At 59.4% G+C, this 12932-nt stretch carries 10 protein-coding genes; 8 read left to right on the top strand and 2 right to left on the bottom strand.

Going from position 1 to position 12932, the window contains the following annotated elements; all coding sequences use genetic code 11:
- Positions 1 to 80: 80 nt before the first annotated feature.
- Entirely contained in the window at positions 81 to 1130 is a 1050-nt protein-coding gene (locus ACP26L_RS28515; protein ID WP_426448548.1) for a metallophosphoesterase family protein, read from the bottom strand.
- A 276-nt stretch (positions 1131 to 1406) separates the two neighbouring features.
- Between ACP26L_RS28515 and ACP26L_RS28510 the strand changes: the two genes are divergently transcribed.
- The 3 genes from ACP26L_RS28510 to ACP26L_RS28500 all read left to right on the top strand — a co-directional run bounded on the left by ACP26L_RS28510 (position 1407) and on the right by ACP26L_RS28500 (position 4760).
- Positions 1407 to 2636 (top strand): DUF2157 domain-containing protein, encoded by a 1230-nt coding sequence (locus ACP26L_RS28510; protein WP_426448546.1) that lies wholly within the window; start codon positions 1407 to 1409, stop codon positions 2634 to 2636.
- Positions 2626 to 3207, top strand: a complete 582-nt coding sequence (locus ACP26L_RS28505; RefSeq protein ID WP_426448545.1) for a GDYXXLXY domain-containing protein — start codon at positions 2626 to 2628, stop codon at positions 3205 to 3207. The genes ACP26L_RS28510 and ACP26L_RS28505 overlap by 11 nt, the downstream gene beginning before the upstream one ends.
- A 665-nt stretch (positions 3208 to 3872) precedes the next feature.
- Complete coding sequence (locus ACP26L_RS28500) at positions 3873 to 4760, top strand: lipoate--protein ligase family protein (protein WP_426448543.1); 888 nt, start codon at positions 3873 to 3875, stop codon at positions 4758 to 4760.
- 874 nt (positions 4761 to 5634) lie between these two features.
- Here ACP26L_RS28500 and ACP26L_RS28495 read toward each other — a convergent pair.
- On the bottom strand, positions 5635 to 6363 hold the full coding sequence (locus ACP26L_RS28495; protein ID WP_426448541.1) for an alpha/beta hydrolase: 729 nt from the start codon (positions 6361 to 6363) through the stop codon (positions 5635 to 5637).
- Positions 6364 to 6615: 252 nt separating this feature from the next.
- Here ACP26L_RS28495 and pdhA point away from each other — a divergent pair, with 252 nt between their 5' ends.
- The 5 genes from pdhA to ACP26L_RS28470 all read left to right on the top strand — a co-directional run bounded on the left by pdhA (position 6616) and on the right by ACP26L_RS28470 (position 12926).
- Entirely contained in the window at positions 6616 to 7713 is a 1098-nt protein-coding gene (gene pdhA, locus ACP26L_RS28490; RefSeq protein WP_014371907.1) for a pyruvate dehydrogenase (acetyl-transferring) E1 component subunit alpha, read from the top strand.
- 18 nt (positions 7714 to 7731) lie between these two features.
- A complete protein-coding gene (locus ACP26L_RS28485; protein ID WP_426448539.1) occupies positions 7732 to 8712 on the top strand; it encodes an alpha-ketoacid dehydrogenase subunit beta in 981 nt (326 codons plus the stop codon).
- 32 nt (positions 8713 to 8744) lie between these two features.
- On the top strand, positions 8745 to 10130 hold the full coding sequence (locus tag ACP26L_RS28480; RefSeq protein ID WP_426448537.1) for a dihydrolipoamide acetyltransferase family protein: 1386 nt from the start codon (positions 8745 to 8747) through the stop codon (positions 10128 to 10130).
- Positions 10131 to 10135: 5 nt separating this feature from the next.
- On the top strand, positions 10136 to 11551 hold the full coding sequence (gene lpdA, locus ACP26L_RS28475) for a dihydrolipoyl dehydrogenase (protein WP_426448535.1): 1416 nt from the start codon (positions 10136 to 10138) through the stop codon (positions 11549 to 11551).
- Between the two features lie 166 nt (positions 11552 to 11717).
- A complete protein-coding gene (locus ACP26L_RS28470) occupies positions 11718 to 12926 on the top strand; it encodes a hypothetical protein (RefSeq protein WP_426448533.1) in 1209 nt (402 codons plus the stop codon).
- The last annotated feature ends 6 nt before the right edge of the window (positions 12927 to 12932 follow it).

Genomic DNA, 12932 nt, shown 5'->3' with positions numbered 1-12932 from the left:
GATCCGCCGGCTCCCTAACCTGATCTATTACCCTCCATTTGTCGGTTTGACACATCCATATGGTGTAAGCCTCGTCTTACTTACGTATGCCCGGGCCGAGTAAGCGGTACGGTCCACGAAGCTCCTTCGATCCACGACCGGTCCGTGAACTCCCGTCCGCGGACCACCACACGGTCGGCGAACACCTGCACGTGCATGCCCTGCACCTGCGTACCCGCCGTACCGCCGGGCTTGGCACGGGTTTTGCCGACGGAGGCGTTGTTGAACCAGTGGAAGGTGTTCTGCTGGTTGTAATGATTCTCCCCGACGAAATTGCGGTGCGAGTGACCCGAGAAGACGAATACGTTGGGATAAGGCGCCAGAATCTCACGGAATCGTTTGGCCCTGATAAGGCGGTGGGTGCCCCCGTCCGTACCGGGATCCGGCAGCGGCTGGTGGATGAAGACGAAGGCCGGCTGGCTGTAGTTGTGCACCTTCATCACGTCCTCAAACCAGGCGAGCTGTTCGTCGGAATACCAGGCGCCCTCGCCCACCTCGGGACGCTCCTGCACATAAGAATCCTGCGAGAGCAGGATGAGGTGGGTGCCCCCGATCCACACATCGCGGTAAGGCTTCGGCTGGCCGAAGAACTGCTGGAACCGCTCGCGGGCCATGGCGTCCGTCTTGCCGTTGGGCATCGTCTCGGTGGAGAATGCGCCGGCGGAGGTCAGCCAGATATCGTAATAATCATGGTTGCCCATGTTGCCGTAGACCGGCGGCAGCTTGTAGCTGCCGAGAATCTTCCGGAGCTGGTCATATTCGATCGTCCGCCCGAAATCGGTCAGGTCTCCCCCAAGGATGACGGTGTCCACTTTCGATTCGAACTTGGAGATATCCTGAAGGGCCAGGTGCAGTTTATCGGCAATGGTCGGGTCAACGGCCGAGAGATGGATGTCACTGAGCAGAAAAAAGGATGAGATCGGCAGCGCCGGTCCCGAAGGATCGTCTGCAGCCGGCGAGGCGGCCTCGGCGAGGGGAACGGCATCCTTCTCGGAGCCCGGTCCGAATACCCGGACGGCCGAGGCGGCACTTCCGGCGGCCAGGGCAAAGAAGGCGAGCATCTGTTTGACAAAGAGGCGTCTGGATATCATGGTAAAGCTTCATCCCTCCGGGGCGTCCTTCTGGAGGACGGAATACTATTATTATAATGCAGCTCCGCATAAATAGAAATAAGCCTCTTATCCGGCTGTGGCGGCTTAGGGGGCGGCCTTGCGGCTGTCTGTTTCCGGAGGCGGATGACGGGGTACTAGGGGAAGTTAGTACTTTTGGGGCGGGGGAGCCGGAGGTATACTGGAGTCAAAGATGATAGTCCATGATGCATGATATTGTGCCGGCGGAGGCCGGGAGAGGACAAGAGGTGAAGTGACATGAGCCGCAAATGGTTGGAAAAGGAAGCCCCGCAGTGGGTGGAGCGGGGGATCGTCACGAAAGATCAGGCCGGACGGATCCTGGACCTGTATAAAGATAAAAGGCAGGCCCCGGGGCTGCTGCCTATACTGGGGAGCATTCTTGTCGGGCTTGGCATTCTCAGCTTTATTGCGGCCAACTGGCAGGATCTGCCGGAGCTGCTGCGGCTGTCCCTGATAGCCGTCTTTCTGGGCGGTTTTTATGGGGCTGCCGAAGTCATGAGGCGGCGGGGGCAGGAGAAATTCGCCACGGCTTTTGCCGGAATGGGCGTGATGACCTTCGGTGCGGGGATCATCCTGATCGGGCAGATGCTCCACCTCGTTGCCTACAACGCCGGCTCGTTCATCTTGTGGGCGACCGCCGGCGCGGCGGCCGCTTATCTGTACCGCTCGAGATACCTGGCGCTGCTGGCCCTGCTGCTGTTCGATATCGCCCAGTGGTACAGCGTCTCGGCTTTCAGCGGGTTCAGCTACACCGCTTTTCTGGTGATGGCTGCTGTCATGTATGTGCCGGTCCTGAAGTGGTGCAGCGCGCTCCTTACCTGGTGCGGCGCCCTCAGCTGGACGGTGCACTCGCTGATGTGGGCGGCCTCCGGAGAGCTTTCCTTCCTCTGGATGTTCGTGCCGGCTATGGCGCTGTATGCGGCGGGTGACTGGCTTCGGGAGCGGGATGGCGGCTATGCCCTGCAGACCGCCCCGCTGGCCGCAGCTTACGGGTTTGCAGTCTTCATGGTCCTGTTCCCGCCCGCATGGGACAGCGGAATGCTGACGGAACTGCGTTCCGGACCGATGTATTACGTACCGGCTCTGCTGCTGGTGTTCGCCGTGTCGCTTGCAGGCAAGCTCCGGCAGGGGCGGGCATCCAGCGCATTCGAATGGATTCTGCTGGCTCCCTATGTGTATCTGCCTGCCGGCTATGAGGTGCTGTACCTGCTGGCCCTGTTCTTCTTCTCTTTCTATGTGCTGTGGCGGGGGTACGCGGAGGAATTCCGCTTCAAGATCAACTTCGGTACGCTGCTCTTCATCTGCAGTACGCTGGTGGCGTATGGCAAACTGACGTGGGCCTTCATGGACAAATCGCTGTTCTTCATTCTCGGAGGCGTGCTGCTGCTCGGTCTCAGCTGGTTCCTGAACCGGAGGAAAAACCGGTTCCTGAACGAAGTGAAGGAGGATGACTTCGATGAAAAATAAGACGGGTTCATCCAAACACGGCTTGTGGGCCCTCCTCTTCGCGGCCGCTCAAGTGCTTGTGCTTGCAGGAATCGCTCTTTCTTATTATGCGGTGGGCTGGTACGGTCAAGAAATCCGGCTGCGCACCGTGCCCGTGGACCCGCGCGACATTTTCTACGGCGATTATGTGACGCTGAGCTATGAGATCAGCCGGATGGACGGCGCGCTCTGGAAGGAGACGGTGCCTCCGGAGCGGGGGGATACGGCCTACGTCGTCGTGAAACCGGGCGCGGACGGGATCGCCGTGCCGGTGGCGGTGTATGGCTCGAAGCCGTCTCTTGCGGCAGGTGAAACCGCGCTGAAGGGGATCGTCGAGTATGGCTGGGATAGGAACTTCGAAAGCGTACGCCAATTGTCCGTACGCTACGGGATTGAGCGGTATTACGTGCCGGAGGGAACCGGGGGGAAGCTCGAGACGCAGGCTTCGAACCTCACCGTCCGGGTGAAGGCGGCTCCATGGGGGCAGATGACGATCGAGCGGATCGAGGAGCTGGCTGTGCCGGATACGGGCGGCGGGCAGCAGGGCTCCTGATAGACGGGAACAGAGGGATTCATGGATGGGAAGCGGATCCGTCTGGCGGATGAGATCGTGGATGTCCGGTGCAACCGCCGGTACTGTATTGTAGGAGCATTAAGGGACATGCGTATTGTAATGTAGGGGCATCGAATGACTAGCGTATTGTAATGCAGGGGCGCATCGTGACAAAGCGTATTGTAATGTAGGGGCATCGTGACATGCGTATTGTAATGTAGGGGCATCGTGACAAGCGTATTGTAATGTAGGGGCATCGTGACAAGCGTATTGTAATGTAGGGGCATCGTGACAAGCGTATTGTAATGTAGGGGCATCGTGACAAAGCGTATTGTAATGTAGGGGCATCGAATGACTAGCAGCATGTCTTGTGTTTCAGTGGGGGGCTCTCGTGGAGGGCCCCCTTGTTTTGTTGTATGGGACGGCGCAGCTCTGCAGCCCAGATGCCGCTTTAGGTGAGGATTTTCCTGTGTGTGCTTCTAACAGCCGGGACATGAGGATGGATGCCACTGCCTGCGCCTCAGCGGATTCATTGTCCGTAACCCTCATTCGGGGGGAGTGGAGCATTTTCTATAAAGCACAGTACGTCCTGCGGGAAGGGTTGCAATCGGCAGCGGGCAGCCCGTACAATGGGGGACATATGCGGGATAAAGGACGGGAATAAGATGAATGAAGAAGTACAAGTGGAGCGGGCGGCAGGGGAACTCACGGATCTAGGGCTCCCCGAGCTGCTGCTGCTCGACCGGACGAAGGAGCTTGGCGAACAGGACGTGCTCTACCATTTTGCGCTTGAGGAACTGCTGTGCCGGCATGTGGGCGAGGGCGGGGCACCTCTGTGCCACCTGTGGCGGCACCCGAAGGGCTTCGTGATGGGCCTGAGGGATTCGCGCCTTCCGGGAGCGGCAGAGGCGACTGCCTGGCTGGAAGCCCAGGGGTATTGCGCTGTCGTTCGCAACTCGGGAGGCGCAGCGGTTCCGCTCGATCCCGGCGTCGTCAACGTCTCGCTGATTCTGCCGAAGCGCCGGGCTGGGGAGATTGACTTCCGCGACGACTTCGAGCGGATGTACCTGCTCCTCGCGGAGACGCTGAAGGAGACGGGATGCCGGGTGGAGAAGGGCGAGATCCTCGGGGCTTACTGCCCCGGGGACTTCGACCTCTCCATCGGCGGTCGCAAGTTCTGCGGCATCGCCCAGCGGCGCCAGGCCCACGCATACGTCGTGCAGGCCTTCGTAATCGTCGAAGGCTCCGGCACAGCGATGGCCCGGCTGGCCCGGGGCTTCTACGACCGCGCAGCGGCAGGCCGGGAGGGGCTCGGCCACCCCGATGTCGCCGAGGGCAGCATGGCTTCGCTGCAGGAGCTGGCCGGCCTCGGCGCCGGTGAGCCGGCCGGGCGCGGGGCGGAGCGCTTCACCGATGCGGTGAAGCGTGTCGTGCGCGCCCGGCAGACGCCGGAGGGCATGCGGGCCGCCGCTGAGCGCTTCCGCCTGCCGGAGGCTGCGGAAGTGCGGGAGATGGCGGCCGAGCTGCGCCGGCGGTACGGCATCGCGCGGTAGGCGGCGGGCCAGTGCGGCAGTCCGGATGCAGGCCCGAGTCGTGGCGGATGCGCGTGGCGGGAGTGCGGCAAGGCTGGGGAGCGCGCGCTGTGCGCACTCGCCAGACGTCGGAGGGCATGCGGGCCGCTGCTGAGCGTTTCCGCCTACCGGAGGCTGCGGACGTGCGGGAGATGGCGGCCGTGCTGCGCCGCCGGTACGGCATCGCGCGGTAGGCGGCGGGCAAGTGCGGCAGCCCGGATGCAAGCCCGAGTCGTGGCGGATGCGCGTGGCGGGAGTGCGGCAAGGCTGGAGCGTCCGTTGTGCGCACTCGCCAGACGTCGGAGGGCCTGACCGTCGCCCATTTCCGCCTGCTTTAGGTGTAGTTGCAGGAAACGCGGTGCTGATTTGTCTGGTACAGTACGCTGTTATAGCAGCAGCATTTGAAGCCTGGAAGAAATAGCGGAACTCAGATTCGCTATGTAGCTTTTAGCGAGGGCCAATTATCAAATAGCGGAACTGAGGTTCGCTATTCGGGAGCCGCTGCCTTGTAAAAGGCCAATCGGGGACTCATAAGGCATCTGAGTTCCGTTATTTAACGGGAAATGATGGGAAATAGTCGAATAAGGAATCTCAGTTCCTTTATTTTTAAAATCACGCATCAGAATCGGGCGAAAGCGGTACAGGGTTGTTTCCATTCAGGGGAATTCGCCCGACAGGAGTTCTTGAGCCTAAGCGGTCTTCTTCGTTGCTCGAAATAATAACACAGCCCGGCCATCGTTGGCCGGGCTGTGTTATTTTCTTTAACGATAAGGGCCCCGCAAGAATTCCCGCTGGATGTTAGCAGGTGTAGAGGGTTGTTTGTGACGTATGGACTCTATTGGTGCAGTAACTCCCGCTACCCCATCATGCGCTTCAGCATGCCCGGCAGCTCCTGCTGCCACAGCCCCCACACATGGCGGCCCGGCTTCTCCTCGTACGTCAGGCGGCAGTTCCGGTCCTCGAGCAGCGCTTTGGACTGCCGGTTGGCTTCGAGGAAATCATACGTGCCGCGTTCGGTGGACACTTCGGTTTCCTCCGTGCCGATCACCATGTGGAGCTCGAGCCAGGCTAGATCGGTTTCCTGCGCGATGCGGCTGCGGGTGCCCTCCAAAAATGCGCCCGATAAGGATAGGACCCGGTAAAACAGGCTACGATAATCCAAGGCAAGATGCAGCGAAACCGTTCCCCCGAGCGAGTCCCCCGCAAGGATGCGGTCCTCCGCGGAGCTTCGGACCGGGTAGCGGCTCTCGACAAAAGGCAGCAGCTCTTCCGCAAAGAATCGGCAATAAGCGGCGAACCGGTCGCCTTCGGGCGCGTACTCCGCGGTCCGCACGGATTTGTCGACATCGACGCCGACGATGATGGCCGGCTCTACATTGTCATCGTAGATCAGGCGGTTCATCGTCGTGGCGATGCGTCCGAAGTTGAAGAAATCCTCCCCGTCCTGGCAGTAGATCACAGGGTAGGTGATCAGCTCGTTATAGCCGGGCGGCAGGTAGATCCGCAGCGGTCTCGGAGCGTCCAAAAGGGTCGACGGGACCTGCTCTTTGACAATCGTTCGTTTGAGATAGACATTTTCATCCATGGGAACCTTCTCCTTTGGGGCTTGTATTATAATAGTTTCTTAACAATTCATGAAACTGTACTATCTATTTTGTTACACTGTACCAATGGTATACCACAAAAGACTCGGCATTTTTCAAGTAAGTTCTTGTGTTCTGCACAAAAACAGGTTTATAATACTACTATAACAGAAGTTCTTTCCTTTTCTCCAGAGCGGGCAGGATCTTCAGCAATACCTTCAACCCCAAATTCTATCTTCGAGGTGACTATACTTATGAGCAAGCCATCTGTAGCGGGCGTGCAAGACAAGTCATATGTAGTGGCAGTGCAGGAAGTAAAGCCTTTGTCCGTACTCGGCACCGACGGTACGGTCGTCAATCCGGACGAGATGCCTAAGCTCTCCGACGAGCAGCTGAAGGAGCTCATGCGCCGCATGGTCTTCACACGCACGTGGGACCAGCGCGCCGTTAACCTGACGCGCCAAGGCCGTCTTGGTTTTTATGCACCGGTATCCGGACAGGAAGCGACAATGGTCGGTTCCGAGTTCGCTCTCAATAAAGACGATTTCATCTGCCCGGGCTACCGTGACATGCCGCAGATCGTATGGCACGGCCTGCCGATGTACCAGGCGTTTCTGTACTCCCGCGGCCACCAGCATGGCGGCCAGATTCCGGACGACGTACATGTCCTGATGCCGCAGATCATCATCGGCGCGCAGTACCTGCACGCAATGGGCGTGGCTATGGCGTTCAAGAAAAAAGGCGAGAAGCGCGTTTCGATCACTTACACGGGTGACGGCGGTTCCTCCGAGGGCGACTTCTACGAAGCGCTGAACTTCGCGGGCGCATTCAAGCTGCCTTCGATCTTCATGGTTCAGAACAACGGCTATGCGATCACGACTCCGTTTGCCAAGCAGACGGCGGCAATGTCCGTAGCGCATAAGGCAGTTGCTGCCGGTATCACTGGCGTACAGGTAGACGGCATGGACGTTCTCGCTGTCGTGAAGGCTGTTCAGGATGCTGCCGAGCGCGGCCGCAACGGCGAAGGCGCGACGCTGATCGAAGCCCTGACTTACCGCTTCCTGCCGCACTCGATGTCCGGTGACGACCCTTCCAAGTACCGTACGAAAGAAGAAACGGCTGAATGGGAGCAGAAGGATCCGCTGAACCGATTCCGCACGTTCCTGGTGAACAAGGGCCTGTGGAGCGAAGCCGAAGAAGCGGCTGTCGTGGAAGACGCGAAGAACACGGTGGCGGAGCAGATCAAGAAAGCCGAGACGACCGAGAAAATGACGATTCCCGGCCTGATCGATTCCATGTTCGAAACGACACCGCAGCATCTCGAAGAGCAAAAAGCGGATTACTTAGCGTAAAGGGGAGGACATTCAGCCATGGCTCAAATGACAATGATTCAAGCGATAAAAGACGCAATGCGCGTCGAGCTTCAGCGTGATCCTAACGTGGTAATTTTCGGTGAGGATGTAGGTAAAGTCGGCGGCGTATTCCGTGCGACCGAAGGCCTGCAGGCCGAGTTCGGCGAAGAGCGCGTATACGATACGCCGCTGGCCGAAGCCGCTATCGGCGGTATGGCTGTCGGTATGGCAACGCAGGGCTTCCGTCCGATCATGGAGATCCAGTTCGTCGGCTTTATCTATGAAGCCTTCGACCAGATCGCCGTGCAGGCAGCCCGTATGCGTTACCGCTCTGGCGGCAAGTACCAGGCTCCAATCACGATCCGTACGCCTTTCGGCGGCGGCGTAAAGGCAGCTGAGCTTCATACCGACCCGCTCGAAGGTCTCCTCGTTCAGACGCCGGGGATCAAGGTTGTCGTGCCTTCCAATCCTTACGATGCCAAAGGCCTGCTGATCTCCGCGATCCGCGACAACGATCCGGTATTCTTCATGGAGCACTTGAACCTGTACCGTTCGTTCCGTGCGGAAGTGCCTGAGGGCGAGTACACGGTGCCGATCGGCAAAGCCAACGTGGTCCGCGAAGGTTCCGACGTGACGATCATCACGTACGGCGCTATGGTTCACACGTCCCTGAAGGCAGCCGAAGAGATCGAGAAGACCCGCGGCGTGAAAGTGGAAGTCATCGACCTCCGTACCCTGATGCCGCTCGATACCGACACGATCGTCGAGTCCATCAAGAAAACCAACCGTGCGATTGTCGTGCAGGAAGCTCAGAAGACTTCCGGTATCGCGGCAGAAGTGATCGCGCAGATCAACGAGAAGGCGATTCTGCACCTCGAAGCGCCTGTACTGCGTGTGGCTCCGCCGGATACGGTGTATCCGTTCGCCCAAGTCGAAGATCAGTGGCTGCCTAATGCGGCGAAGATCGTTGCGGGCCTGAACAAAGTACTGGATTTCTAAATCGAAGCGATCAATAAGGACGGTGAGCGACCATGGCAAAGTTTGAGTACCGGTTTCCAGAGCTGGGCGAAGGCATCCACGAAGGCGAGATTGTCAAGTGGCATGTCAAAGCCGGCGATAAAGTCAATGACGAAACGATCCTGATGGACGTTCAAAACGATAAATCCACCGTAGAAGTTCCCTCTCCTGTAGAAGGCACCATCGTCGAGATCAAAGTCGGCGAAGGCACGGTATGTACGGTTGGCGACGTCATCGCTGTAATCGACGTAACCGGCGAAGTGCCTGAGCAGGCACACGGCCACGGTGAAGCGCCAAGTGCAGCAGAGGCGGCAACGCCGGCTGCAGCGAAGACGGAAGCCGAAGCGGCTGTCGGCGGCATCGAGCCGGTAGGCAGCTCCGTCGCGGCGAACGTCGCGAACAGCAAGATCGACACGCCGATGGCAGGCGGCGCTCCGGCAGCTGCAGCCCAGCCGGCGGTAACGCCAAGCGGCGTGCTGGCTACGCCTAGCGTGCGCAAGCTGGCCCGTGAGAAAGGCGTGAACCTCGCTCAAGTGACGCCGACCGGCAAGAACGGCCGCATCACCCGCGAGGACGTGCTCGGCTTCACGCCTGGCGCAGCGGCAGCTCCTGCAACGGCAGCGCCTGCGGCAAGCACAGCGGCTCCTGCAGCAGCAGCTCCAGCGGCATCCGCAGCGGCAGCTGTCAGTGGCGACCGCGTCGAAGAGCGCGTACCTCTGAAGGGCATCCGCAAGGCGATCGCGAACGCCATGGTGAAGAGCGTGTACACGGCTCCTCACGTTACGCTGATGGACGAAGTCGACGTTACGGAGCTCGTAGCTCTGCGCGGCCGTGCCAACAAAGCCATGGCTGAGAAGAAGGGCATGAAGCTAACGTACCTGCCGTTCATCGTGAAGGCACTCGTGGCAGCGGCACGCCAGTTCCCTGTTATGAACGCCATGATCGACGAAGAGAAGCAGGAGATCGTCTACAAGAAGTACTACAACATCGGTATCGCTACCGACACGGATAACGGTCTGCTTGTACCGGTTATCCAGGATGCGGACCGCAAGAATATCTGGACAATCGCAGCAAGCATCAAGGACCTGGCTGCCCGCGGACGCGAAGGCAAGCTCGGACCGACGGAACTGAAGGGCTCCACGCTGACGATCACCAACATCGGTTCGGCAGGCGGCATGTTCTTTACGCCGGTCATCAACTTCCCTGAAGTGGCGATCCTCGGAACCGGCCGCATCACGGAGAAGCCGGTCGTGAAGAACGGCGAGATCGTCGTGGCTCCGGTCATGGCGCTGTCTCTGAGCTTCGACCACCGGATTATCGACGGTGCTACGGCACAGAACTTTATGAACTACATTAAGCAGCTGCTCGCAGATCCTGAGCTGCTGATCATGGAGGTGTAATCGCTATGGTAGTAGGTGACGCATCGGTAGAAATTGACGTTCTCGTCATTGGTGCCGGTCCTGGCGGTTACGTGGCGGCCATCCGTGCCGCCCAGCTGGGCAAGAGCGTGCTCATCGTGGACAAGGCCGAACTCGGCGGCGTCTGCTTGAACCGCGGCTGCATCCCGTCCAAGGCGCTGATCAGCGCGGCCCATCACTATGAAGTGGCCAAGCACAGCTCCTCCATCGGGATCTCGGCGGATAACGTAGCTGTGGACTTCGCGAAGGTGCAGGAATGGAAGAATGGCATCGTGAAGAAGCAGACCGGCGGCGTAGGCATGCTGCTCAAGGGCAACAAGATTCAGGTATTCAACGGCGAGGCTCTGTTCATCAACGAGAATGAAGCCCGCGTGTTCAACGATAATGAAACCGCACGTTACAAGTTCAACTACTGCATCATCGCGACGGGCTCCCGTCCGATCGAGCTCAAGACGTTCCCGTTCGGCGGACGCATCCTGTCCTCGACGGAAGCTTTGCAGCTCAGCGAGATTCCGAAGAGCATGGTCGTCATCGGCGGCGGCTACATCGGCATCGAGCTCGGCCAGACGTTCGCGAAGTTCGGTACGAAGGTAACCGTGCTTGAAGGCTCCGACCACATCCTGCCGGGCTTTGAGAAGGACCTGTCCTCGCTCGTGGCGCGCAACCTCAAGAAGCTTGAGGTGGAAGTGGTCACCGAAGCCATGGCGCAGGGCTCCGAGCAGTCCGGCGACTCCGTAACGGTAACGTACACGGTCAAAGGCGAAGAGAAGAAAGTCACGGCGGATTATGTCCTCGTTACGGTCGGACGCCGCCCGAATACCGACGGCGATCTGTCCCTCGAGCTCGCAGGTGTTGAGATCGGCGAGCGCGGCCTCATCAAGGTCAACGAGAAGGGCCAGACGAACGTGCCCCACATCTACGCGATCGGCGACATCGTTCCAGGTCCGGCACTGGCCCACAAAGCTTCCTACGAAGCGAAAGTGGCGGCAGAGTCGATCGCGGGACTGCCTAGCGTCGTAGACTACAAGGTCATCCCGGCCGTAGTCTTCTCCGATCCGGAGATTGCCGGCGTAGGTCTCAGCGAAAGCGAAGCGAAGGCCAAAGGCATCAACACGGTTGTAGGCAAGTTCCCGTACGGAGCTAACGGCCGTGCCCAGTCGATGAACGCGACCGATGGCTTCGTGAAGCTGATCGCGGACAAAGACACCGGCGTACTCGTCGGCGGATTCGTCGTAGGAGCAGAAGCCTCCAACCTGATTGCAGAGCTGACGCTCGGCATCGAGATGGGCGCTACCCTCGAAGATATCGCTCTGACGATTCACGCTCACCCGACACTGGGCGAGATCACGATGGACGCCGCCGAAGGCGCGCTCGGTCATCCGATTCACCAGCTCGGCAAGTAAGCTTTTCATGCATTTCGCAAAACAGCAGCCAGGATTTCAAGCGAACATCGCTTGGGGTCCTGGCTTTTTTGTGGGTCCAAACCTTTTGGGGAATTCCAGCGTCTGGTAAATTGGGTGTGCGTGTCCTGTCCTTTACTATATTGGCATGGTTCAAGGGGGGAAGAGGGTGAAAGGTTCATGGGCAGGGACGGTAAGGAAGAATGTGCTGCTGGCAGGAGCAGTAATCGTGTGTGCGGCCCTTCTGTACGCAGTGGGGGGAGGTCGGGATTTCAGGCTGGAGCCCGGTGTTTATGAGCTTGGGATGAAGGAGGGGATCTGGCTGGCCGCTCCCAAAGGTGCCGTATCGCCAGAAGAGGTTGTCGAAATACCGAAACTACCGAAGGCTTTGGGAGGGCTGATCGCTGGACTGAAAGCCGACTATCCTGGCGGGCCTAGCAGGTATCCGTTTCGCTATGAACTCACGGTGCTGAAGAAGGGAATGGTGCTTCAAGCCACTCAATCCTACGGCGAGCCGCAGGTCCACGACTTGGTGGTTCTGACTTACATTCGAGAGGGGGAAGTCATACAGAGAGAGACGCTAGAGTATCACTGGGGCAATGGGAAAAATGTGACGGCCGCAGGGGATCGGGTGCTGATACATGACGGCAGGCTTATGACTGTGTGGGATGACGGGACAGGAGAGACTGCAGCCAGGATCGAGCTTGCAGCCGGTGAACGGGTAAGGGGACCTCAGGCCCCGGCAGCGCAGCAGGTATCGGTGTCGCAGGAAGGGCAAGCTGGGCAGCCCGGGAGCGATCAGGCCGTGATGACACAGGAAGGGCAGCAGCATGTCCCGCCGATGCCGGAGGATCCAATAGAGCAGACCGCGACCCAGCAATCCCTGACTGCGCAGCAAGGCAAAACTGCACCGGCAGGAACTGTGCGGGTACCGGCGACGCCGGAAGGACAAGCAGGGCAGACAGGGAGCCGACAGGCTGCGTCACCGCAGCACGGACAAGACTCGCAACCAAGCCCACCCGAGGGGCTGGCTTTGCAGGCAGGACCTTCAACGGCCGAGGGAGGAACGCCCTTTTACGTAGAAGGCTACCCGGGGGAAGGGATCGTTATCCTTAGACACGCACGTTCGGATACGATGCGTGTGCTCGCCGGCGGCAAGTCCTATACGCCTTATCGGGATCTGTTCAGCGAGAAGTGCCGGCGCAGTATAGAGAGCCGCCCAGCGGTAACCGCAGGCGTGCCTACCGGCGACGGATTGAGCATAGCGAGATACGAACGGGGCGTCCTATGGCTTCATGTTCGGCCGGGTCCGTTCTGTGAGTTAGAGGTCCCGGTGCAGCAGGAAATGCCCTACCCTCTGGCGGGAGCCGGAGAGTAGGGCATG

The sequence above is a fragment of the Paenibacillus sp. S-38 genome (assembly GCF_049942825.1).
Taxonomy (GTDB): Bacteria; Bacillota; Bacilli; order Paenibacillales; family NBRC-103111; genus Paenibacillus_G.
This window is presented reverse-complemented; position numbering and strand designations above follow the sequence as displayed.

What these genes read in the sequence shown, in the direction of transcription:
- ACP26L_RS28510 (WP_426448546.1), top strand. Translation starts at nt 1,407, where the DNA reads ATGAGCCGCAAATGGTTGGAAAAGGAAGCCCCGCAGTGGGTGGAGCGG.
- ACP26L_RS28480 (WP_426448537.1), top strand. Translation starts at nt 8,745, where the DNA reads ATGGCAAAGTTTGAGTACCGGTTTCCAGAGCTGGGCGAAGGCATCCAC.
- ACP26L_RS28485 (WP_426448539.1), top strand. Translation starts at nt 7,732, where the DNA reads ATGGCTCAAATGACAATGATTCAAGCGATAAAAGACGCAATGCGCGTC.
- pdhA (WP_014371907.1), top strand. Translation starts at nt 6,616, where the DNA reads ATGAGCAAGCCATCTGTAGCGGGCGTGCAAGACAAGTCATATGTAGTG.
- ACP26L_RS28495 (WP_426448541.1), bottom strand. Translation starts at nt 6,363, where the DNA reads ATGGATGAAAATGTCTATCTCAAACGAACGATTGTCAAAGAGCAGGTC.
- ACP26L_RS28515 (WP_426448548.1), bottom strand. Translation starts at nt 1,130, where the DNA reads ATGATATCCAGACGCCTCTTTGTCAAACAGATGCTCGCCTTCTTTGCC.
- ACP26L_RS28500 (WP_426448543.1), top strand. Translation starts at nt 3,873, where the DNA reads ATGAATGAAGAAGTACAAGTGGAGCGGGCGGCAGGGGAACTCACGGAT.
- ACP26L_RS28505 (WP_426448545.1), top strand. Translation starts at nt 2,626, where the DNA reads ATGAAAAATAAGACGGGTTCATCCAAACACGGCTTGTGGGCCCTCCTC.
- lpdA (WP_426448535.1), top strand. Translation starts at nt 10,136, where the DNA reads ATGGTAGTAGGTGACGCATCGGTAGAAATTGACGTTCTCGTCATTGGT.